Annotated in this window: 24 protein-coding genes; 14 read left to right on the forward strand and 10 right to left on the reverse strand. The window is 37.6% G+C overall.

The features are described 5' to 3' along the window. The first annotated feature begins 41 nt into the window (after positions 1-41). From LB450_RS05750 to LB450_RS05760, 3 genes are all read left to right on the forward strand, one after another. Positions 42-296: an acyl carrier protein gene (locus LB450_RS05750; protein WP_224487054.1), complete on the forward strand. Its 255-nt coding sequence runs from the start codon at positions 42-44 to the stop codon at positions 294-296. Next, complete coding sequence (locus tag LB450_RS05755) at positions 293-814, forward strand: 4'-phosphopantetheinyl transferase family protein (RefSeq protein ID WP_224486904.1); 522 nt, start codon at positions 293-295, stop codon at positions 812-814. Before LB450_RS05750 ends, LB450_RS05755 begins: the two co-directional genes overlap by 4 nt. A gap of 62 nt (positions 815-876) precedes the next feature. Then, positions 877-1,524 carry a hypothetical protein gene (locus LB450_RS05760; protein WP_224486905.1) on the forward strand — a complete coding sequence of 216 codons (648 nt, stop codon included), beginning with the start codon at positions 877-879 and terminating at the stop codon, positions 1,522-1,524. Here LB450_RS05760 and recQ read toward each other — a convergent pair whose 3' ends face one another. After that, entirely contained in the window at positions 1,525-3,612 is a 2,088-nt protein-coding gene (recQ, locus tag LB450_RS05765) for a DNA helicase RecQ (RefSeq protein WP_224486906.1), read from the reverse strand. An 81-nt stretch (positions 3,613-3,693) separates the two neighbouring features. Here recQ and LB450_RS05770 point away from each other — a divergent pair, with 81 nt between their 5' ends. After that, a complete protein-coding gene (locus LB450_RS05770; RefSeq protein WP_224486907.1) occupies positions 3,694-4,131 on the forward strand; it encodes an RrF2 family transcriptional regulator in 438 nt (145 codons plus the stop codon). Positions 4,132-4,218: 87 nt separating this feature from the next. Then, positions 4,219-6,015: an SLC13 family permease gene (locus LB450_RS05775; RefSeq protein WP_224486908.1), complete on the forward strand. Its 1,797-nt coding sequence runs from the start codon at positions 4,219-4,221 to the stop codon at positions 6,013-6,015. On the opposite strand, the gene LB450_RS05780 is transcribed toward LB450_RS05775, so the two are convergent. From LB450_RS05780 to LB450_RS05805, 6 genes are all read right to left on the reverse strand, one after another. Further along, a complete protein-coding gene (locus LB450_RS05780) occupies positions 6,012-6,371 on the reverse strand; it encodes a DoxX family protein (RefSeq protein ID WP_224486909.1) in 360 nt (119 codons plus the stop codon). The genes LB450_RS05775 and LB450_RS05780 overlap by 4 nt on opposite strands. Before the next feature lie 6 nt (positions 6,372-6,377). Next, positions 6,378-6,785, reverse strand: coding sequence for a DUF2752 domain-containing protein (locus LB450_RS13805; RefSeq protein ID WP_224487055.1), 408 nt, complete (start codon positions 6,783-6,785; stop codon positions 6,378-6,380). 3 nt (positions 6,786-6,788) lie between these two features. After that, entirely contained in the window at positions 6,789-7,097 is a 309-nt protein-coding gene (locus LB450_RS05790; protein ID WP_224486910.1) for a CD225/dispanin family protein, read from the reverse strand. Between the two features lie 68 nt (positions 7,098-7,165). Next, entirely contained in the window at positions 7,166-8,455 is a 1,290-nt protein-coding gene (gene hemL / locus LB450_RS05795; protein ID WP_224486911.1) for a glutamate-1-semialdehyde 2,1-aminomutase, read from the reverse strand. A gap of 4 nt (positions 8,456-8,459) precedes the next feature. After that, positions 8,460-9,296, reverse strand: coding sequence for a glucosaminidase domain-containing protein (locus LB450_RS05800; RefSeq protein ID WP_224486912.1), 837 nt, complete (start codon positions 9,294-9,296; stop codon positions 8,460-8,462). Beyond that, a complete protein-coding gene (locus LB450_RS05805; RefSeq protein ID WP_224486913.1) occupies positions 9,293-10,228 on the reverse strand; it encodes a 1-aminocyclopropane-1-carboxylate deaminase/D-cysteine desulfhydrase in 936 nt (311 codons plus the stop codon). The genes LB450_RS05800 and LB450_RS05805 overlap by 4 nt, the downstream gene beginning before the upstream one ends. A gap of 75 nt (positions 10,229-10,303) precedes the next feature. Here LB450_RS05805 and LB450_RS13810 point away from each other — a divergent pair, with 75 nt between their 5' ends. The 3 genes from LB450_RS13810 to LB450_RS05820 all read left to right on the forward strand — a co-directional run bounded on the left by LB450_RS13810 (position 10,304) and on the right by LB450_RS05820 (position 11,725). Next, positions 10,304-10,471 carry a DUF5522 domain-containing protein gene (locus tag LB450_RS13810; RefSeq protein ID WP_224486914.1) on the forward strand — a complete coding sequence of 56 codons (168 nt, stop codon included), beginning with the start codon at positions 10,304-10,306 and terminating at the stop codon, positions 10,469-10,471. 129 nt (positions 10,472-10,600) lie between these two features. Next, positions 10,601-11,137 (forward strand): DUF4136 domain-containing protein, encoded by a 537-nt coding sequence (locus LB450_RS05815; RefSeq protein WP_224486915.1) that lies wholly within the window; start codon positions 10,601-10,603, stop codon positions 11,135-11,137. Positions 11,138-11,230: 93 nt separating this feature from the next. Then, positions 11,231-11,725 carry a GreA/GreB family elongation factor gene (locus LB450_RS05820; protein WP_224486916.1) on the forward strand — a complete coding sequence of 165 codons (495 nt, stop codon included), beginning with the start codon at positions 11,231-11,233 and terminating at the stop codon, positions 11,723-11,725. Between the two features lie 55 nt (positions 11,726-11,780). On the opposite strand, the gene LB450_RS05825 is transcribed toward LB450_RS05820, so the two are convergent. Continuing rightward, the gene (locus LB450_RS05825) at positions 11,781-12,428 is read right to left on the reverse strand and encodes an alpha/beta hydrolase (protein ID WP_224486917.1); all 648 of its coding nucleotides are present in this window, start codon (positions 12,426-12,428) and stop codon (positions 11,781-11,783) included. Positions 12,429-12,483: 55 nt separating this feature from the next. Between LB450_RS05825 and LB450_RS05830 the strand changes: the two genes are divergently transcribed. The 5 genes from LB450_RS05830 (at position 12,484) to LB450_RS05850 (ending at position 17,960) form a co-directional block, all read left to right on the forward strand. Continuing rightward, positions 12,484-13,518 carry a glycoside hydrolase family 113 gene (locus tag LB450_RS05830; protein ID WP_224486918.1) on the forward strand — a complete coding sequence of 345 codons (1,035 nt, stop codon included), beginning with the start codon at positions 12,484-12,486 and terminating at the stop codon, positions 13,516-13,518. Between the two features lie 222 nt (positions 13,519-13,740). Next, entirely contained in the window at positions 13,741-14,160 is a 420-nt protein-coding gene (locus LB450_RS05835) for a PaaI family thioesterase (RefSeq protein WP_224486919.1), read from the forward strand. Beyond that, a complete protein-coding gene (locus tag LB450_RS05840; RefSeq protein WP_224486920.1) occupies positions 14,160-15,260 on the forward strand; it encodes a chorismate-binding protein in 1,101 nt (366 codons plus the stop codon). Before LB450_RS05835 ends, LB450_RS05840 begins: the two co-directional genes overlap by 1 nt. 51 nt (positions 15,261-15,311) lie before the next feature. Beyond that, positions 15,312-17,069 carry a 2-succinyl-5-enolpyruvyl-6-hydroxy-3-cyclohexene-1-carboxylic-acid synthase gene (menD, locus tag LB450_RS05845; RefSeq protein ID WP_224486921.1) on the forward strand — a complete coding sequence of 586 codons (1,758 nt, stop codon included), beginning with the start codon at positions 15,312-15,314 and terminating at the stop codon, positions 17,067-17,069. 51 nt (positions 17,070-17,120) lie between these two features. Next, the gene (locus LB450_RS05850) at positions 17,121-17,960 is read left to right on the forward strand and encodes a CvfB family protein (RefSeq protein ID WP_224486922.1); all 840 of its coding nucleotides are present in this window, start codon (positions 17,121-17,123) and stop codon (positions 17,958-17,960) included. Position 17,961: 1 nt separating this feature from the next. Here LB450_RS05850 and LB450_RS05855 read toward each other — a convergent pair whose 3' ends face one another. Beyond that, the gene (locus tag LB450_RS05855; protein ID WP_224486923.1) at positions 17,962-18,468 is read right to left on the reverse strand and encodes a hypothetical protein; all 507 of its coding nucleotides are present in this window, start codon (positions 18,466-18,468) and stop codon (positions 17,962-17,964) included. A gap of 19 nt (positions 18,469-18,487) precedes the next feature. Beyond that, entirely contained in the window at positions 18,488-19,390 is a 903-nt protein-coding gene (locus LB450_RS05860) for a tryptophan 2,3-dioxygenase family protein (protein ID WP_224486924.1), read from the reverse strand. A 207-nt stretch (positions 19,391-19,597) separates the two neighbouring features. On the opposite strand from LB450_RS05860, the gene trxB reads away from it, so the two are divergent. Continuing rightward, entirely contained in the window at positions 19,598-20,581 is a 984-nt protein-coding gene (gene trxB, locus LB450_RS05865) for a thioredoxin-disulfide reductase (protein ID WP_224486925.1), read from the forward strand. Positions 20,582-20,585: the final 4 nt, after the last annotated feature.

Genomic DNA, 20,585 nt, shown 5'->3' on the forward strand with positions numbered 1-20,585 from the left:
TAAAATTATTAAAACTAATTAGTAAATTGCTCAAAAAACCTATGACTTCTGAAGCTATACAGGCACGTTTAAAGCAAATCGTAAAACCTTACGTCAATAATCAGCAAAACTTTGAAAATCTGACGTCTGAATCTAACTTTATCAATGACCTCGAAATCAATTCAGCTAATTTGGTGGATATCGTGCTAGATGTTGAGGATGAATTCGATATTCGCATTGAAAATGACGATATGGAAAAAATGATGGATGTAGAAGCTACCGTCGGAGTGATTCAAAAGAAACTCACGACCAAGTGATTGGGAACGACATCGTCGATTTGGCAAAAGCTAAACAAGAGTCTGGTATTTTTCGGCCTCGCTATCTTGAAAAAATCTGTTCAACTGAAGAAATTAATCTCATTTTATCTGCTGCCGAACCTATCAGGTGTTTCTGGAGAATCTGGACGATGAAAGAAAGCGCTTACAAAGCGGTTCAGAGACAGTTCAATTTAAAACCGGCATTTAATCCCTTTGCTTTTGCTTGTCTTTTTCAAGATTCTGAATTTGGAACAGTGGATTTTAGAGTTCATCAGCTTTCTACAAAAACCATTAAAACCGATGATTATGTCTATTCTGAAATCATAGATAATGAAATAAAACAACAGTTTTTTGGTGCGAGTTCCGATTTTCTTTTGATGTTAAAAAACGAGCTGAATTTGCAATCCTTACCAGAATTTTCTAAAACAAAACAGGGTTTACCTATTTTAAATTTGGCGGACAAAACTTTATCTGTTTCAAAAACCCATCATGGAAGATTTCAAGCCTTTCAGTATTAAGAATTTTATAAAGAACTTGCTTCTGGTATAATTCATGCGTATAGTTTGATATATTTGTTATTATGAAAGGTTTCAACTACATATTTTTAATTTTTCTATTAAGTTCAGTAGGACTTGTGAGTGCCCAAAACCGAGATTTTCCAACCCGAGGATCGGAAGTGAATACCAATCCGAAATTCAAATCGTCAGGTTCAAGTTCAGGGATGAATCGTCTTGGTGTTCCCAATCGAAGTAAGGTTAAGGATTTTTTCGCAAAAGATGAAAAAGGGGTTGATTTTAAGCCTAAAACTCAGTTTACCAACCCCAGTGATTTATGGACAGATAAGCTCAACAAAAACCCGGAAGACGAGAATAAAGGAATGAGAGCAGAATGGTCGGAAAACATGAGCCTTGGTGATTTTGTGACTTCTTCAGACCAGATGACTTTTATATGCAGAGACCACATGTTGTTTGATGGAGACCGTGTGCAGATAAGAGTCAACGATAAAGTGGTTGTGGAAAACTTACTTTTGGAAAATGCTTACAAAGAAATCACAATTCCTCTTGAAATTGGATTCAATAAAATTGAATTTATAGCGCTCAATCAGGGAGACTCTGGACCAAATACAGCAGAGCTTAAGATCATTGATGGGTCTAAATTACTATCGAGAAACGTCTGGAATTTATTAACTGGCGTTAAAGCCAGTGCCGTCATTGTTAAAAACGAGTAACTACTTCTCTAGAATAGCAATGGCTATTCGAATTTTTCCATAACTCATTTTTTCATCCATAGCTTCAAAAATTGGTTTTAAGGCACCTTCGTAGTCTACATTTTTAAGCACATTCTCAACCTCTTTTATTTCTGAATCTGAAATGTACTCGCCTAATTTTATAGGTTTTCCTTCAGCATAAAGCTTACATAAATGAGAGATGATGGTCGTTGTCTTCAGATGTCGAGCCTGAGCAATGTCTTCAATACTTTTACCATTCTTGTAAAACCTGTAAGTGTCTTCATAAGTTGAGGTTTTCTTTTTTCTTTTTTTGGTATTGAATAATTTGATGACATCAATAAATTCATCGGCATATTTTTCAGCTTTTAAACTATTCACACCGCTGATGGATTTGAACTCATCCTCGCTTTGTGGTCTTTCTTTTTCTATTTTTTTAAGCGTGGCGTCGTTGAAGACCAGGTAAGGCGGAATGTTTTCTTCAACAGAAATTTGCATTCTCAGTTGTTTTAACTGATTGAATAGATTTGATGTTTTCGAAACCTTTTTAGTTTCTGTGCCGCCGGTTTGTTCTGTTTTCGGTTTTGTCAACCACACCTGTTCACCTTCAAAAAGGACCTGCTTTGCTAAAGGAGTGAATTCTAAAGCATTTTTTCTGTGGAAAGCAATTTCGATATAACCCAGGTTGATGAGCTGTAAAATGTAGTGCTGCCAATCCTTCCAGCTTATATCACTTCCAATGCCATAAGTTTTAAGTTCCTGATAGCCTTTGTCATAAATTCCCGCATTTTTGGCTCCTCTTAAGATGTCAATAATGATACCTATAGGTTCTTCCTGCTTAACCCTTGCGACTGCGGAAAGCGCTTTTTGAGCAATAACTTTGGCATCAATAAATCGCGGTGGATTTTTGCATACATCGCAAAACCCACAGTTCTCGGTGAGGTGTTCACCAAAATAACCAAGTAAAATTCGTCTTCTGCAGGAAGTGGCTTCGGCAAATTGCTTCATCCGTTCCAGTTTGGCATCCTGAACGTCCTGGTTATTACTGTTTTCGTTGAAACGTTTATACTGAATGACATCGGCATAGGAATGAAACATCAGGGCATTAGCTGTAAGACCGTCTCTTCCAGATCTACCTATTTCCTGGTAGTAGCCTTCGATATTTTTGGGCATATTATAATGAATGACCCAACGCACATTGGACTTATCAATACCCATCCCAAAAGCTACTGTAGCACAGATGATCTGAGTTTTATCGTACACGAACTCTTCCTGTATTTTCGTTCTTTTGTCAGCATCCAGACCTGCATGATAGGCTTTGGCTTTAAACCCTTTCTGAGTGAGGTCTTTCGCCAGCTTTTCAGTTGATTTTCGGCTCAAACTATAAATAATTCCAGCTTCATCTTTTCTTCTCAATAAAAAGTTTTCAATCTGCTTTAAACGCTGATTGGCTGTTCTGACTTCCAAAAAGATATTTTCCCTGTCAAATGACGACAGAAACACTTTAGCTTTTGGAATGCTGAGTTGTTTTAGAATATCTTTTCTGGTGGTTTTATCAGCCGTAGCTGTTAAGGCTAAAACAGGTGTATTGGGTAAGGATTTTTTTAAGAAGCCGAGCTGTTGGTAGGAAGGTCTGAAATCATGACCCCAGGATGAAATACAGTGGGCTTCATCTACAGCTACACAGCTGATATAGTTCTCGTTTAAAATCTCCTGAAGACCCGAAAGGCTCTCTGGTGCTGTATAAAGCAATTTCAGGTCTTTTTTAGCGACTCTGGATTTGATGTCCTGCTGGGTTTCAGGTGTCTGAGTCGAATTGAAAAATTCAGCTTCAATGCCGTTGCTTCTCAGCCCGTCTACCTGATCTTTCATCAGGGCAATTAGCGGAGAAATGACCAATGTTACCCCTTCAAATTCCAAAGCTGGTAACTGAAAACACATAGATTTTCCACCTCCAGTAGGCATGACGACTAAAGCGTCATTTTTATTTAAAACATGCTCAATAATTTCAGATTGATTTTTTCTGAAACTATCATATCCAAAATAGGTTTTTAGATGTGAAAGGCTATTCTGAATCAGTTGAGAGGTCATGTAAGTGTTTTCCGAATTGAAGCTGCAAATTACAATTTCAGTTTTAGTTTTTTAAAGTTGAATAATGATATATTTGTAGAAATGATATCAAAAAAGACAAAATACGCCATCAACGCCCTGGTTTTTCTTGCCAAAAGAGAAGGACAGGGTCCAATAGTGATAAGCGAAATCGCTGAGAAAGAACATATTCCACGAAAATTTTTAGAATCAATTCTGCTGAACCTCAAAAAAGCAGGAATTTTAGCCAGTAAAAAAGGGAAAGGAGGTGGCTACTATCTTTTGCAAAACCCAGACGAAATCAACTTAGCTGATGTGATGCGACTCTTTGATGGTCCCATAGCTTTTTTGCCTTGTGTGACTTACAAGTACTACGAGCGTTGCGAAGAATGTAAGGATGAAGAAACCTGCGGTATTCGAGATGTTTTTTTTGAAGTGAAAAAGAAAACCGTTGAGCTTTTGAAAAAAGCCAGCTTAAGCGAAATTATAAAGCGTGAAAACCGTTTGATTAGTCTGCTCTAATTCTTAGAACAATGCAAAAAAATATTTTATTCAGATAAAGTCTATAGATTTGGTAGACTATTATATATTTGGAGAAAATATTTTTGAATGACTACAGCAGCCATTATTACCATTTGTGTCATTATTCTTGCCATTATCTTATTTGCGACTGAAGCTTTGCCAATTGATTTGGTAGCTATTACCATAATGATCATTTTGATATTAACGGGTGTTATAACTCCTCAAGAAGGTGTTGAAGGCTTTAGTAACAAGGCGACGATAACAGTTGCCTTCATGTTTGTATTGAGTGCTGCCCTGCTTAAAACAGGAGCTCTTCAGGTTTTGGCTCATCGCCTGTCCACTATATTTCGATACAATTTTAACAGTGGCATTTTGATGATGATGTTTATGATAGCTATTATATCCGCATTTGTCAACAATACTCCTGTGGTTGCTGTTTTTATACCTGTGGTCATTCAACTGGCGCATACCTCTGGTCAAAGTCCTTCCAAGATGTTGATTCCGCTTTCTTTTGCTTCTATTTTTGGAGGGATGTGTACTCTTATTGGTACATCTACAAATATCCTGGTGAGCGGCATTGCCGAAAAAGAAGGCGTAAAGGCAGTGGAAATGTTTCAAATGACACCTGTAGCCGGAATACTTTTAGTGGTAGGTGTCGTTTATATGTCAATTTTAGGCATTAAACTACTTCCTAAATCCAGACGTTCCAAAGATTTAAAGGAAAAGTTTGAAGTTAACAATTACATCACTTTAGTGGAGTTGTTATCAAATTCAACTTCAATAGGGAAAAAAATTATGGAATCTGAGTTGGTGACAGAATTCAAGATGGATATCATTGAGGTGAGACGAAATGGAAGTCAGTTTACCCTTCCGCCCGGAGATTTTGAATTGAATGAGGGAGATATTCTCAAGGTGCGGTGTGATGTGGAAAAGCTGAAATCACTCAAAGGTAAGACCAAAACTTTATCGGTTTCTCCGGTAAAAATTGGTGATAATGACCTTTCTGGAAAAAATTCTGCTTTGGTGGAAATGGTGATCACCTCTTCATCAGAAATTCATGGTAAGACGCTTAAGGAATTAGATTTCAGAAGGCGATTTAGAGCAATTCCTTTGGCTATAAAGCACAGGGAAGACATCAGACATGCCGATTTATACGACATTAAACTAAAGGCTGGAGACGTTATTCTTGCCGAGGTGAAGTCACATTATGTGAAAGAACTCAGCAAGTTGGAATCTGGTCAAAACACACCCTTTGTATTGCTGTCTGAAAATCATATCACAGATTTTGATAAGAAGAAGTTTAGTATTGTCATTTCATTGATTGGAATCATGGTGCTCTTAGCGAGTATTGGATTTTTAGACATTATGGTTGGGGCCATTTGTGCCGTGGTAGTTTTGGTTTTTGCCAGGATACTCACTATGAAAGAAATTTACGAAGCCATCAATTGGAAGATTATTTTTTTACTGGTCGGGGCTTTAAGTTTAGGCCTGGCCATTAGCAAGACGGGTCTGGATACGCTTATCGCTCAGACTATGCTTGGTCAGCTTCAACCGCTCGGCATCATCGCTGTGATTTCTGGGTTATATTTAGTGACTTCTCTGCTGACAGAAGTGATGTCCAATAATGCTTCAGCAGCCTTAATGACGCCTATTGCTATTGCCATCGCTCACAACTCTGGTGTGGAAGTTTTACCATTTCTGGTCACTGTTATGATTGCGGCTTCAGCCACATTTATGACACCTATTGGCTATCAAACCAATACCATGGTATATAGCGCGGGCAATTATAAGTTTAGGGATTTCTTTAAAGTAGGTTTTCTTCTGAATATGGTATTCTGGATCATCTCCAGCTTTACTATACCCTGGTATTTTGATCTGATTTAAAATAAATCAAATACCTCTAAAAATCTAAAGGCTACATATAAGTTTAGTAGCGCAAAAAAAAGGGAAGGGAAGGATTGAACAAAGTTATCTTTAATCTTTAGTCGAACTCCAAAACCAAGACTCATCAAAAGTGTGAGTCCGATGGCTGCAAAGACACCTATAAGAGGGATGAAATAATAACCGGCTACCAAACCTAATGCTCCCAAAACCTGAAAGAACCCTGTGAGCTGTCTTTGAATAGGGCTCAGGCCAAATCTTTTGAATTCCTCATACATCTTTGGGCTATAAAAACAACCAAGTCCGTAAAAGAAGAATGAAATACTTATGAAGAGAACCAGAATTTGCAGAACAATCATATCAGTTTAGGGTGCCAGGATTAGAAACGGTTCCAAAGGTATGTTTCTAAGAATCCAAAACCCCAATACGAATGCTAAAATTATCCACGGAGCTGCATTATGATGTAATAAATTATGAGTTACCTTAGATTTAGACTTTTTGGTATAAGATATATAAGCTTTGTAGCCTATAATGACTCCAGCGAGTAAAATTAAAAAGTTGTGCTGTAAGCCACCCCAGATATTCCCATGTAACATTTCATGAAAAGCACGCTGAGAGCCACATCCCGGGCAGTGCAATCCCGTTAGAGAATGAAAAGGGCATTGTGGTGTGTAGGCAAATGTAGTTGGATTTATAGAGTAATAAAATATACCCAACGTTAGAATGACGAAGGGTATACCTACTTTTAACAGTAAAGAATTAGTTCTAAGCACCAATTAATAAGTATTTTTTTGCATTTCAGCATTATAAGCTTCCCAGAATGTCTCGCCACCAACGATGGCAATAAAAGCAATGTACCCTATTATAATTACAAGGCCAGCTACTAATGCGACAATCCACCATGTTTTAGCATTTTTAGAAGCTCTTAAAGCGCCTTCATAATCCCCGGCATTGTATTTTGTGTTGACTTGCGAGGCATAGATGATACTAACTATGCCAGCCGGTAAACAGCATAAAATTGTAGTGATGATAGCTAATGCCAAATGATTTGGCGGCATTGGCGGTTGAGTTTGATTTGTTTCCATTGATTAAGTTTTTTAGGTTTAGATAAAATTAACAATTCATACGAAATAACCTAAAAAACTAATATTAATTATTTCAACTCATCAACAAATTCAGAAAGCGCTTTGATGGTGTGGTCTATGTCCTCATAGGATAAGGCATCATTTAAGAAATAACTTTCAAAAGCACTTGGAGGCATATACACACCTCGGATTAACATCCCGTGAAAGTAAATCTTGAATTTATCATTATTGCCATGGGCTGCAGATTTAAAATCAGTGACAGGTTTTTCGCAAAAGTGAATCGATATCATAGAACCAATCCTGTTGATTTGGTGAGCAACTCCTGCATCATCAAGCACCTTCTTCATGCCTGTGTGTAAATATTTCGTTTTCTCATTTAAACTTTCAAAAATGGCTTTGTTGGAGTTCAGTTCAGTCAGCATGGCAAAACCGGCGGCCATGGCTAATGGATTTCCACTTAATGTGCCAGCCTGGTAAACGGGGCCGTCCGGAGCCAGATAGTTCATGATTTCTGCTTTTCCAGCAAAAGCGCCGACGGGAAGCCCGCCACCAACAACTTTTCCAAAGGTGACAAGATCTGCTTTCACTCCCAGTAATTCTTGAACACCACCTGGGGCTAATCTAAAACCAGTCATCACTTCATCAAAAATTAAGAGGATATTGTTTTCATCGCACAGCTCTCTCAAACCTTCCAAAAACCCTTGTCTGGGGATGATGCAACCCATGTTTCCTGCAACAGGTTCCAGTATGATGCAGGCAATGTCTCCTTTATTTTCTTTGAAGAGTGTTTTTACACTTTCCAAATCGTTATACTCCGCTAAAAGTGTATCTTTTGCTGTGCCTTTGGTAACGCCGGGTGAATTAGGCTCTCCAAATGTAACAGCGCCGCTTCCGGCTTGTATCAGAAACGAATCGCTATGGCCGTGATAGCAACCTGCAAATTTGATAATTTTGTCCTTATTGGTGTAACCTCTGGCTAGCCTAACTGCACTCATGCAGGCTTCGGTTCCGCTGTTAACAAAACGAATTTTGTCGATATTGGGCACCATTTCCACAGCAAGTTTCGCGATGTTAGTCTCAAGCTCTGTAGGAATCCCGTAAGAAGTTCCAAGTTTGGTGCGTTCTATAACAGCATTCACAACAGGAGGGAAAGCATGGCCCAAAATCATTGGACCCCAGGAAGAAATATAATCGATCAATTTGTTACCGTCTTCATCATGCAAATAAGCACCCTCTGCTTTTTTAACGAAAATAGGATCTCCTCCAACTGCATTAAAAGCTCTTACTGGAGAATTTACTCCTCCAGGAATGTATTTCTTAGCTTCATCAAATAGGTCACTACTTCGTTTGTATATCATAATTTCATTTTTTTATTTTCAATTCCTGACCAGCTTGAATATGGTCATTTTTCAATTTATTTATCGATTTCAATTCTTCAACTGTAAGGTTAAATTTTTGAGAGAGATTATAAAGGGTATCTCCTCTTTTAACACTGTAATAGTCAGAATTACTGGACGTATATCTTTGGGGTTTTGGCAGAGGTAAATCAGCATTTTTCTCTAAAACTTCTTTGTCATACTGGTAAAGGTGATAACGCTCTATCAAGCTGATTAATTTCTCGGGATATCTCGGGTCGGTCGCATATCCTGCTTTTTTTAGGCCTTTCGCCCACGACTTATAATCATCACTTTTATAGTCAAATAATAAACCATACCGGTTTCGTTCAAATAAAAACAAGGAATGATCCCTAAACGAGTACCTGGCATCTGTATATTTTCGAAAGCATTCTTGTGCTTCATCATCATCATGGTATACCTTTTCACCCTGCCATCCGTTACATTTAATACCGAAATGATTATTGGATTTTCGTGTAAGGTTTCCGCTTCCGGATCCAGATTCCAGAATCCCTTGTGCAATCGTAATACTGGCGGGAATGCCGTAAAGTCTCATTTCTTCCTGAGCAATACCAGCAAAATTATAAATGTAAAGTTCAACCGGGCTCAAACCACTCAAATCTGTTTTTTCAAATTTTTCGTAAACTCGTCCTTCCAGATCAGAATAACGTTTAGACTCTTCAACTCTTGGCATCGATTGCTGAGTGTGAGTTCTTACTGTTGAAGCCGATTTCGTTTTCTTAGATGTTCCGCAGGACATCATCATAAGAAAAAACACAAAACTAAATGCTAACGTATATTTCATGACCTATCGATGGTTTGTAAACCTTTTTGTTCTAAAACCTGGTTCATGCCTTCAATTCCTTGAAGACCGCCAGTATGGACTGCTAAAATACGAGTATTTTTGGGAAAATACCCAGCTTCTATCATTTCAAAAATGCCATAAAATAGCTTTCCAGTGTAGATGGGGTCGAGAGGAATGCTGTATTTTTTTTGAAAACTATTTATAAATGCTATCAATTCTGAATATACCTTGGCATAGCCTCCAAAGTGGTAATCCGTTTGAAGCGTCCAGTTAGCTTTGGGTGTCCAGCTGGCTATCTCTTTCTCTAAAAAATTTCCCTTCAACGCACTAAAACCTATACAATGCTGAGAAGCGTTTGAGGCTTCTATGAGTCCGGCTAAGGTTCCGCCAGTACCCACTGAAGAACAAATGAAATCGAAATTATCTCCTTTTTGCATAATTTCTTGGCAGCCTTTTATAGCAAGTGCATTAGTCCCCCCTTCAGGAATTATAAAAGTTGAAGGTTTTTGATCGACTATAGTTTTTACAATTGGCATGTCTTCTTTGAGCCTAAAGTCAGTTCTGGAAACAAAGTGGAGCTGCATTCCTTTTTGATGAGCCAATTTTAATGTGGGGTTGTTTGTTAATGTGTTATCTAAATTACGGCCAAGTTCATCACCACGAATGATACCTGTGCTTGGAATCCCTAATAAATGACAGGCCTCTGCTGTCGCCGCTATATGATTGGAGTAAGCACCGCCAAAAGTCAGGATGTTTGCATTTTCCCTCTTTTGTGCTTCCAGTAGGTTATACTTAAGTTTTCTGAATTTGTTTCCAGAAATGATGGGATGGATTAGATCTTCCCGTTTGACAAACAGGTCCACCTCATTAAACCTTCCAACATATTCAGTGACGGAATTATAATTTTGTTCAAAAAAGGAAACGGATATCATATCATTAACTAAAATCAAACTCAAAATTAAAGCCTTATCTTCGATTTCAAAGAAAGGTTTATTTAAATTTTACGAATGAATTATTTTAAAAAGCATATTCCACTGGAGGAGGGAGATTTTTACACGACCAAAGAAGGATATAGGTGCTTTACCGAGCAATACCATCTCAAAAGGGGGTACTGCTGCAAGAGTGGGTGTAGACACTGTCCTTATGGATACGATGTAAAAAAAGATAAAAATTAGGTATTGAATAATCACTTTTTAGTTTCTTTAAAATAAGCATCAAAAATTATGAATTATGGCATACTACTTGATTATATTTGAGTAATTCTGTAAAGACTTAATATATTTTTAATACATTAAATCAAAACTATGAAAACAATAAAAGCGATAATGCTGCTTGCTGGGGTTTTCTTTTTAACCTCGTGTTCATCTGTTAAAGTTGCAACTGACTATGATAAAAAAATAGATTTCACAGCTTATGATTCTTTTGCCTTTTATAAGCCAGGAATCGATGCTGCAGAAATTTCAGATTTAGATAAAAAAAGAATTTTAAGAGCTATAGAAAGAGAACTTGTAGCTAAAGGAATGGTTAAAAAGACCAGTCCGGATTTGCTGGTCAGTATTTTCACAGAAACTACAGAAAACGTAAATATTTACCAAAATAACTTCGGTTATGGCTGGGGATGGAATCCTTATTTCTGGGGTCCGGGCGGATATAATACCGTGTCCACCAATGTGGAAGGAACACTATATATTGATCTGATAGATGCCGAGAAAAACGAATTGGTTTGGCAAGGTCTAGGAACTGGTATATTAAGCTTGAATATGGATAAGAAAGAAGAAAAAATTAATGAAATCGTAAATAAAATCATGGAGAAATATCCTCCAGAGAGAAACCAAGACTAAGTTCATGGTTGTTTATTTAGTTTGTTAGGTAAGGCTGTACAAAAATGTTTCATTACATTTTGTACAGCTTTATTTTTTAAAATAATTAGAAATATGAGTAGAGGATTTGTAAAAGAAAGCGATCAGGAAGAACCTATTGTAGTTCCGCCAAGGGCTTCATTGCCAGAGAAGGAAACCAATTATGTGACTCCTTATGGTAAAAACCAGCTGGAGAAAGAAAAAAATACTTTAGAAAAGCAGCGTACTGAACTAGACACCAAAGATGAAACTCAGCGAAGACGTGAGTTATCCTTGATTGACGGTAAGCTGAAGTTGCTTTCTGAGCGTTTAAAAACGGCTCAGGTGATTCAGCCAAAAGATCAAAATCAAAGTGAAGTACGTTTTGGCGCTAAAGTCAAATTCAAGATGAATGGGAATGTTCAGGAATTTCAAATCGTTGGAGTAGATGAGGCCAATGTAAAGGAAAAAAAGATTGCCTTTATTTCGCCATTGGCCAAAGCTATGACCTCCAAAAAAGAAGGAGATAAATTTGAATTTCATTTAGGAGAGGAAAGTCGGCCTATCGAAATTTTAGGAATTAACTATTAAAGCGTTTTTATTGACCTTTACCAGGTAAAAGTTGCGGATCAATTGATTAGAATTCTTAAGCTAATTGTTTAGAAATTTTTTTCAAACTGGCTTTATGCATCACATGTTTCCCCTTAAATTTTAAAATTTCTGGTGGGTTAGGGAAAATGGTTTTTGCCAGCTCTAGCTGACTTTGAATTCTTTCTTCTGTTAAATATTCATCTTGAGTTCCGTAGATGATTGATGTTTTTAAATCAGGAAGATATGCAAAGCTGCTGGAATCAAATTCATAGGGAATACTTCCGGAGTGGATCACCAAATGATCACATTGAATCTTGCGCTGCGCCATCCAGCGGGTCACCACCGAAACGCCCTGAGAAAAGCCAAAAAGAATGATTTTCTTATCGGTTGGCAATTCTTGCATTTCCAGAAGGGCGTCCAGATAGTTGAGTACATTTTCGGTTTCCAATTCTCTATTTTCCTTGGTTAACCAGGAAGCACCCACATATTTGTAAGCCTTGGTTTGGTAATATTTGGAAGGTGCCTGCGGAGCGATGATATAATTGAGTTTTGGATCGAGATCCTCAAAATAGCTGATAAAAAATTTACTCAAATAACCAATGCCATGACAGGCAATCCAAATGTTTTGAGTGTCTTCGGTTAAAGAATTGAGTATAGAATAGGTGTTTGTGGATTGGTAACTGACTTGTTTTTTGTGGCTCACTTTGGTGATGAATTTTAAAAATTTAGGTCAAAGTAAATGTTTAATTTTGTTGCGCATGAAGATATCGAGATTTTATCTGTTTTTATTTTTCTTTCTGAACACTTTGCTGTCTGCTATTGCTCAAGATGAGGTTTCACAAAAGATAAATGGCATCAGCATGGTCGCTTCCAGAAATTCTATTGATATGGGGAAAGCTGAAGACCTGAAGCAACTAGGGAGCAATTATATCGCTGTTATGCCTTATGCCTTCATGCCAGAAAATGAAAACCCTAAGCTAATTTTTGATACGAAACGCCAGTGGTCTGGAGAAACAGTAAAAGGGATTGGAACCGATGTACGAATTCTGAAATCTCAGGGTTTACAAGTCATGATCAAACCACATATCTGGGTAGGAAATGGAGTTTTTACTGGAGACATTTCTATGCTTTCTGATAAAGACTGGAAACAATTTGAAGAGAATTATAGGACTTATATTCTAACGTTTGCAAGGTTGGCTGAACAACACAGAGTTTCACTTTTGTGTATAGGAACAGAGTTGCATGAGTTTGTTTCACAAAGACCAGAGTTTTGGTGTAGACTCATCGATGAAGTGCGAAGCATTTATACTGGGAAATTGACTTATGCAGAAAACTGGGATAAACACAATAACCTTATGCTTTGGGATAGTTTAGATTTTATAGGCATTGATGCCTATTTCCCTATTTCTGAATCTAAAACACCAAGTTTAGAGCAGGTCAATATGGTCTGGAAAGACTTGGCTAAAGAGCTGAACTCTTTTTCAAAATTTCACAATACCAAAATTCTTTTTACTGAATACGGATACAGAAGTATCGACTATGCGGGTAGAGAACCCTGGAATTCTTCTAGAAATCAACATCCAGCTAATGAAACTGCTCAGCTCAATTTAATCAAAGGTTTGCATCAAAGTTTATGGGATGAAGATTGGTTTGCCGGTGGCTTTTTATGGAAATGGTTTCCAAATTATGACCCTAATTCTAAAAGATATAAAAATCGGTTTGCGGTCCAGGGTAAGGTATCCGAAATTTATTTAAAGTCTTTTTTTAGCAGACCCACGATTATTGAATATTAAATATGAAACACCGAATACTGAATACCGAATACTGAATATCGAATAGTGAATACGAATAATTACTCATTTCTCTTTGTTCCTTTTTCTTTGTTCCTGAGTCATGACTCTTTTCTCTTTGTTCTTCTCAGCTTCAAACAAATTCCATAAAACTCTTTTAAAATACAGGTGATAAATAGTACGAATAGCTTTGCTTTCGTAATTTTGTTAATTCAATCTCCGATAATGAATAAACAAAAAGTTTTAGAGCAATGCAATGCTTATACGAAGAATACTCTGATGGAAACTCTGGATATTTCTTATGTCGATGTAGGTGATGATTTCCTGGTGGCTAAAATGCCGGTTACGCCAAAAGTTCATCAACCCGATGGTGTTTTGCACGGTGGGGCAATGGTAGCTTTGGCCGAGAGTGTGGGAAGTGCTGCCTGTTTTGTTTTTCTGGATACCGAGAATTTCATGATACGGGGATTGGAAATCTCTGCTAACCATGTAAGAAGTTTGAGTGAAGGCGATGTATTTGCGACTGCAAAATTTATTCATAAAGGACGAACGACTCAAGTGTGGGATATTAAATTGACAGATAGTGAAGACAGATTGATTTCTGCTGTAAAGTTAACTACCATTGCTTTGCCAAAAGCCAAGTAATGCAAGAGTTGATTCAATATATCGAAGAGGCCTGGGCTTCACAAATGCCATTTGTAGCTTATCATTTTCCTGATGCTAAAGGTGTCAATTGTTTGTTTCCAAAAGATTCAGAATTACGTCACCTTCAGCGTTACGACGAGGCTGGTTTCATATTTTCACCTTTTGAAACTACATCCCAACCCATCGTGTTCCCTGAAGTTTCTTCTGAGGTTTTGAAGTTTGAACTCATCGATCATGAATTTGAATCGCCGGGCAAATTCAGAATAAAAGAAAATCCAGAAGAAAAAGAGAATTACCTGAAGTTACTTTCGCAGGCGATTGACCAAATTAAAGCTGAAGAGTTTAGAAAAATAGTAGTCTCCAGGAGGATTTCTGCCGATTATGAGTTGGAACATCCCGCTGAATTGCTGCTAAAATTGATACAGTCTTACCCAGAGGCCTTCACTTATGTGTGGTTTCATCCCAAAGTTGGATTCTGGGCTGGGGCCTCTCCAGAGGTGTTTGCAAAAACGTACAGAACACAGTTTAAAACCATGGCGCTTGCAGGGACTAAACAAGTTGATGAAGATCGAGATTGGACTGAAAAAGAGCTAGACGAGCAGCAGATAGTAACCGATGAAATTGTGGAAGCGCTTAAAAATCACACAGAGAATCTTCAGATTTCTGAACGAAAAACAGATAGAGCTGGTGAGCTTTTGCATTTAAGAACAGATATAACGGCGACTTTGGAAAGCTCAAAATTAGGTGATGTGCTCAGTGAACTGCATCCCACCCCTGCGGTTTGTGGTTTGCCAAAAGATAAAGCTTATAAATTCTTGAAAGTCAATGAAAGCTATGATAGACAGTTCTACACTGGTTTTTTTGGCGAATTGAATATGCCACAGCACAACCAAAGATCTGGTCGTACTCGAAATCAGGAGAACCAGGCTTATAAGTCGGTGGTGAGAGCTTCCGGTTTATATGTCAATTTGAGATGTCTGAGTTATGCGGCCGGAAAAATAAATATTTATGTGGGTGGAGGCCTTACAAAAGATAGCATTCCTGAAGAAGAGTGGGCCGAAACCGTTAATAAATCTAGGACGATGTTAAAAGTCCTATAAGAATTCAACTAACTTTGACTTTAACGAAGTTCTCCCCTTTATTTTTGTAATATGAATCAGATTTATTCTTCGATACCAACTGCTCAATTGATTACAGTACTTTGTGTTCAAAACGGCATTGAGCATGTGGTGATTTCTCCTGGTTCCAGAAATGCACCGTTGACGATTACACTCGCCAATCACCCCAAAATAAAAGCCTACAGCATTGTGGATGAGCGCTGTGCAGCATTTTTCGCGCTGGGTATGACGCAGCGTTTTAATGCGCCTGTGGCCGTGGTCTGCACGTCTGGGTCTGCACTTTTGAATTATTATCCTGCCGTTTCAGAAGCCTTTTACAGCAATTTACCTCTGGTTGTCATATCAGCAGACCGGCCTCCACATTTGATAGATATTGGTGACGGGCAAACCATAAGACAGGCTAATGTGTTTGAAAATCACATTTTGTATTCAGCCAATTTAAAAGGAGATTTTCATCAGTCTGAGGATGAATCAATTTTAGATTTTAATGCTCAGCAAGTACATAAAGCTTTACAAGCCGCCATCTGGAATCAAGGACCTGTGCACATAAATGCACCGTTTGATGAACCTCTCTATCACAAAACCGACAGGTTGAGCATTGACGTTCCTCAACTCGATTCTTTAAAACCTGAGCACGTTGAATATGATGCTTCAGAGTTTATTAAATCCTGGAATTCTTCAGCAAAAAAGCTGGTTTTGGCAGGGGTGAATTTAGACGAAGACATAGATGAAGAGGTTTTGAAATTAATATCTGAAGACCCTTCTGTGATTGTAATGACAGAGATCACCTCTAATATTTCAAATAAAAATTTCTTTACCAATATAGATTCTATTCTGGCACCAATAGAATCTGAAGAAAATTCAGAAGCATTATTTGAAGCGCTTGAGCCAGACCTGCTGATTACGTTTGGCGGTCTGATTGTATCTAAAAAGATAAAAAAATTCCTGAGACAATTTCAGCCTCAAAAGCATTTCCATATAGACCCCAGAGAAGCCAACGATACCTTTTTTTGCTTATCTAAGCATTTTGAAACTACGGTGAATTCTTTTTTTGAATCTGTGAATTCATCATTAGACAGGGTTGAGTCTCCCTATTTTGAAACCTGGAATGCGATCAGATTAAAAACCCTTGACTACAGGAAGCAGTATAAAAATGAAATTGGGTTCTCTGATTTTGCTTTTTACTATAGCTTATTCGACAACTTGCCACAGGATGAAACGGTCCATTTCGCCAACAGTTCCAGTATTCGGTATGCGAATTTATTTGACTCCAGGAGAGAAATTAAAGCCTTTGCCAACCGAGGCACAAGCGGGATAGATGGAAGCACCTCTACAGCTATAGGTTATGGAGTGGCCAGCCAAGAGCCAACTACCCTGGTGACTGGAGACCTGAGTTTCTTTTACGATTCCAATGCCCTCTGGAACACTTATATTCCAAAAAACTTTAAAATTATTCTTCTCAATAATGCTGGTGGTGGAATTTTTAGAATTCTTCCAGGGAATAAAGAAGAAGCCTATTTTGCCAATTATTTTGAAACGACACATGATCTCAATGCAAAACATTTATGTGACATGTATAAAATTCAATATACAGAAGCGCATGATCTTTCTGAAGTTGATAAAGAATTGCCTTTGTTTTTTGAAAGAAATGAAACACCACAACTCATCGAAATCTTCACGCCCAGGCTGGAAAATGATAAAGTCCTTTTGGCCTATTTTGAGTATTTAAAAACGCATATCGATTTTCAATCGGTCTTAATAAAAAGAGCAACAGAGTCTAATCAAAACTAAAGCAGTTTCAATTTTAAAATTCATTACTTTTGCAGTCTAAATAATTTTTGAATGTTAGACTTAGGCGTAAAGCATACCTTAACAATAGATAGAGATACTCCACCTGGATTGTTTTTAAGAAATGAAGCTGATGAAGACGTTTTGCTTCCAAACAAATACAAGCCAAGTCAGTTTGAGATCGGAGATGAACTTGAGGTTTTTGTCTATCTGGATTTTGATGAGCGTCCGGTGGCGACAACACTTGAGCCAAAAGTGATGCTGGATGAGTTTGCTTATTTAACCTGTGTGGATAGCAATGATTTTGGTGCATTTTTAGACTGGGGGCTCGAGAAGCATCTCTTTGTACCGCACATGGAGCAGGCCTACAAAATGATAAAAGGTGAGCAATATCTTATTTTTTGCTACCTAGATGAGCAAACCAATCGATTGGTAGCATCAAGCCGGGTCAACAAATTTGTAGATAACACCATTTTAACCGTTGAGCATTTTGATGAGGTAGATCTGATTGTTACCAATCCTACCGAAATGGGTTACAATGTGATTATCAATGAAATTCATATTGGATTGCTTTATAAAGATGAGGTTTTTCAGGATTTGAAAACCGGTGATCGACTAAAGGGTATCGTTAAGAAGATAAGACCTGATAACAAGATTGATGTTTCCTTACAGCGTCCTGGCTACAGAGGTATAGAGCCTAATGCAGCTAAAGTTATGGAAATTTTGGAAGCTACTGAAGATGGCTTTTTACCACTCCATGATAAATCGAAACCTGAAATGATATATGATACCGTTCACCTTAGCAAAAAAGCTTTCAAAAAGGCAATAGGGACGTTATATAAAGAGCGTCAAATTACTATTGAAAATGGGGTAGGGATATTCTTGAAGCAGTAATTTATCTGCTGATATAAAATACGGGCCTTGAACTTCTTCTATAGGGAGAGAGTTGATAAAACGGAGACATCCGATTGAACTTATCTCCCAAATCTTCGTAAGCAGAATTCTTTACGCGGTTAAGTTCAGAATAGATTGGCTGCTGATGATAAGAAGGAGCATAAGGTGAAGCTGATGAATTATCAAATTTTGGTTTGAATTTACTAAACATGGCTGATTGTCTTTCTACAAAAGAAAACTTTCGTTCTTGCCCCTGTTCTGCTCTGTATGCTTTTTTGTTAGCCGCTTCCACCATATTAATTTCAGCTCGCTCTGCAAATCTATCCTTGAAAATATCAACTTCCGGGAGGTTAAATTCTCTTCCAAGTGCTGTTGTACTAAATGGATCCATATTGAAACTTAAGGACACAACTGGTCTAGCCTCAAACCTATCGAAATCGGTCTGGGCGGTCAATACAACACTATTGAAAACTAAAATAAAAACTATAAGAAGTTGAAATGATTTCATACGGTTAAACTAACAAATATTATACCCAATCCAGAATTTCCTGATCTTTCCATAATTTTGGGAAGAAACTTCGCTGTTGATGTTTGGGATGCAAATATTTTTTCCAGGGCGAACCTCCTGTTGCTTCTTTGGTTTCACCTTTTTTATCAAGGTATTTTTCAGCGGTTTTTAAATGAGTTTTAGGCCATTCGACATTGTATTGATGATCAAAATCTTTCATTCTGAAAATTAAATTGTCAGATGGATTTTCAAACTTTTGAAATTGTTCCCATAATGTATGATCTTTTATAGCAATGCTTAGGTCTTTAAAAGACTGTAGATATTTTTCTTCAAAAGCCTTTAAAGTATATGACGTTTTTCCTGTTTCCCTGTTGTAGCCAGCATCTCTCCAGTAGATGTTTTCAAAAATTTCATCAAGTGTTGGCTTTTTCGAAATTCTTTTTTGCCCTTCATTATTGACCAGGTTAAGCACTGGTGTGCACATCAGCTCTAAATATCGAAATTGTGCACTCTGGAAACCACTGGCAGGGGTTAAGGCCATTCGAAATTTATTGTAATCGTCGTAGTTCAAACCTTCAGTCATGACTTCAAAAGAGGTGATGAGCATATCGGTATATCTGATGAGTCGTTTAAGTTTTTCAGCAAACTTTTTTTCTGAATTAAAATCTTTTAGTTCAACAAGCTGCTTTATCTCGTGAATCATGAGTTTTAACGTCAGTTCTGTAATCTGATGATAAATGATAAATACAGTCTCATCTTTGAAGTTGGTTTTTGGCTTTTGCAAAGCTAAGAGGGTATCCACTTCAATATAGTCCCAGTAGTTAAGTGGTTTTGTATAAAGAAGTCCTTTCAGATAGTTGTCAGCGTTCTCCCCCAGAGCTTCATACTTTTCTTCAAGTTGCTTCAAAAGCTCTTTGTTCATTACTTAGAATTTTAGTCAAATTTATTAAAATAAGTTAAGTTCACGATAATAATAGTCGATTAATGAGACAATGACTTCTAACTTTTATCAACTTCAGAAGAAAAATAAATTCAAATATAAATTGAAGTTATAGTGATATGTTAATAAGGAATTTAATCGCTGATTGAAACCCCAAAAACTTATTACCTTTGTAGAAATTTTAAAATTATGTCAGATAGTATTGAACGTATAAAATGTCTTATCATAGGTTCTGGTCCAGCTGGTTACACAGCTGCCATTTATGCCGCGAGAGCAGATATGAACCCAGTAGTTTATACAGGTATGGAACCAGGTGGGCAACTTACGACGACTACAGAAGTCGATAATTTCCCCGGTTATCCAAATGGAATCGATGGACCACAAATGATGGTAGAGCTTCAGCAACAGGCAGAGCGTTTTGGGACCGATGTCCGTATAGGTATGGTGACCAAAGTGGAATTGTCTGATAAATTAGGTGGTATTCATAAAGCACAAATCGATAATAAAACGTGGGTAGAAGCCAGAACAGTGATTATTTCTACAGGCGCTTCTGCAAAATATCTTGGAATTCCTAGTGAACAAAAATTAAGAGGTGGAGGTGTTTCTGCCTGTGCCGTTTGCGACGGTTTTTTCTACAAAGGACAAGATGTAGCAATCGTTGGTGGTGGAGACACGGCCTGTGAAGAGGCTACCTACCTTGCTAATATTTGTACAAAAGTAACGATGCTGGTAAGAAAAGGCGAGATGAAAGCTTCTAAAGCTATGCAGCGCCGTGTAGAAAATACCAAAAATATCGATCTGCGTTATCACAGTGAAGTAGATGAAGTTTTAGGTGAACAAGTTGTTGAAGGCTTAAGGATAATAAATAATCAGACTGGCGAAAAAGAAGAAATTAAAATTACGGGTTTGTTTATAGCCATCGGGCATAAGCCTAATACAGATATCTTCAAACCGTATTTAGATATGGATGAGGTGGGCTATATCATCACTAAACCAAAAACAACAAATACCAACTATCCAGGCGTTTTTGCGTGTGGGGATTCTCAAGACAAAGTTTATCGCCAAGCAATCACCGCAGCAGGAACAGGATGTATGTCAGCTTTGGATGCCGAGCGTTACTTAGCAAGTTTAGAGACGACAGAGCGATCTGAACCTCAGGCTGCATTAAACTAGCTTA

Origin of the sequence: Psychroflexus curvus (genome assembly GCF_020164585.1) — a bacterium.
Taxonomy (GTDB): domain Bacteria; phylum Bacteroidota; class Bacteroidia; order Flavobacteriales; family Flavobacteriaceae; genus Psychroflexus; species Psychroflexus curvus.

Coding starts and splice junctions, on each gene's coding strand:
- LB450_RS05750 (WP_224487054.1), top strand. CDS start 42: ATGACTTCTGAAGCTATACAGGCACGTTTAAAGCAAATCGTAAAACCT.
- LB450_RS05760 (WP_224486905.1), top strand. CDS start 877: ATGAAAGGTTTCAACTACATATTTTTAATTTTTCTATTAAGTTCAGTA.
- recQ (WP_224486906.1), bottom strand. CDS start 3,612: ATGACCTCTCAACTGATTCAGAATAGCCTTTCACATCTAAAAACCTAT.
- LB450_RS05770 (WP_224486907.1), top strand. CDS start 3,694: ATGATATCAAAAAAGACAAAATACGCCATCAACGCCCTGGTTTTTCTT.
- LB450_RS05775 (WP_224486908.1), top strand. CDS start 4,219: ATGACTACAGCAGCCATTATTACCATTTGTGTCATTATTCTTGCCATT.
- LB450_RS05780 (WP_224486909.1), bottom strand. CDS start 6,371: ATGATTGTTCTGCAAATTCTGGTTCTCTTCATAAGTATTTCATTCTTC.
- LB450_RS05790 (WP_224486910.1), bottom strand. CDS start 7,097: ATGGAAACAAATCAAACTCAACCGCCAATGCCGCCAAATCATTTGGCA.
- hemL (WP_224486911.1), bottom strand. CDS start 8,455: ATGATATACAAACGAAGTAGTGACCTATTTGATGAAGCTAAGAAATAC.
- LB450_RS05800 (WP_224486912.1), bottom strand. CDS start 9,296: ATGAAATATACGTTAGCATTTAGTTTTGTGTTTTTTCTTATGATGATG.
- LB450_RS05805 (WP_224486913.1), bottom strand. CDS start 10,228: ATGATATCCGTTTCCTTTTTTGAACAAAATTATAATTCCGTCACTGAA.
- LB450_RS13810 (WP_224486914.1), top strand. CDS start 10,304: ATGAATTATTTTAAAAAGCATATTCCACTGGAGGAGGGAGATTTTTAC.
- LB450_RS05815 (WP_224486915.1), top strand. CDS start 10,601: ATGAAAACAATAAAAGCGATAATGCTGCTTGCTGGGGTTTTCTTTTTA.
- LB450_RS05820 (WP_224486916.1), top strand. CDS start 11,231: ATGAGTAGAGGATTTGTAAAAGAAAGCGATCAGGAAGAACCTATTGTA.
- LB450_RS05830 (WP_224486918.1), top strand. CDS start 12,484: ATGAAGATATCGAGATTTTATCTGTTTTTATTTTTCTTTCTGAACACT.
- LB450_RS05835 (WP_224486919.1), top strand. CDS start 13,741: ATGAATAAACAAAAAGTTTTAGAGCAATGCAATGCTTATACGAAGAAT.
- LB450_RS05840 (WP_224486920.1), top strand. CDS start 14,160: ATGCAAGAGTTGATTCAATATATCGAAGAGGCCTGGGCTTCACAAATG.
- menD (WP_224486921.1), top strand. CDS start 15,312: ATGAATCAGATTTATTCTTCGATACCAACTGCTCAATTGATTACAGTA.
- LB450_RS05850 (WP_224486922.1), top strand. CDS start 17,121: ATGTTAGACTTAGGCGTAAAGCATACCTTAACAATAGATAGAGATACT.
- LB450_RS05855 (WP_224486923.1), bottom strand. CDS start 18,468: ATGAAATCATTTCAACTTCTTATAGTTTTTATTTTAGTTTTCAATAGT.
- LB450_RS05860 (WP_224486924.1), bottom strand. CDS start 19,390: ATGAACAAAGAGCTTTTGAAGCAACTTGAAGAAAAGTATGAAGCTCTG.
- trxB (WP_224486925.1), top strand. CDS start 19,598: ATGTCAGATAGTATTGAACGTATAAAATGTCTTATCATAGGTTCTGGT.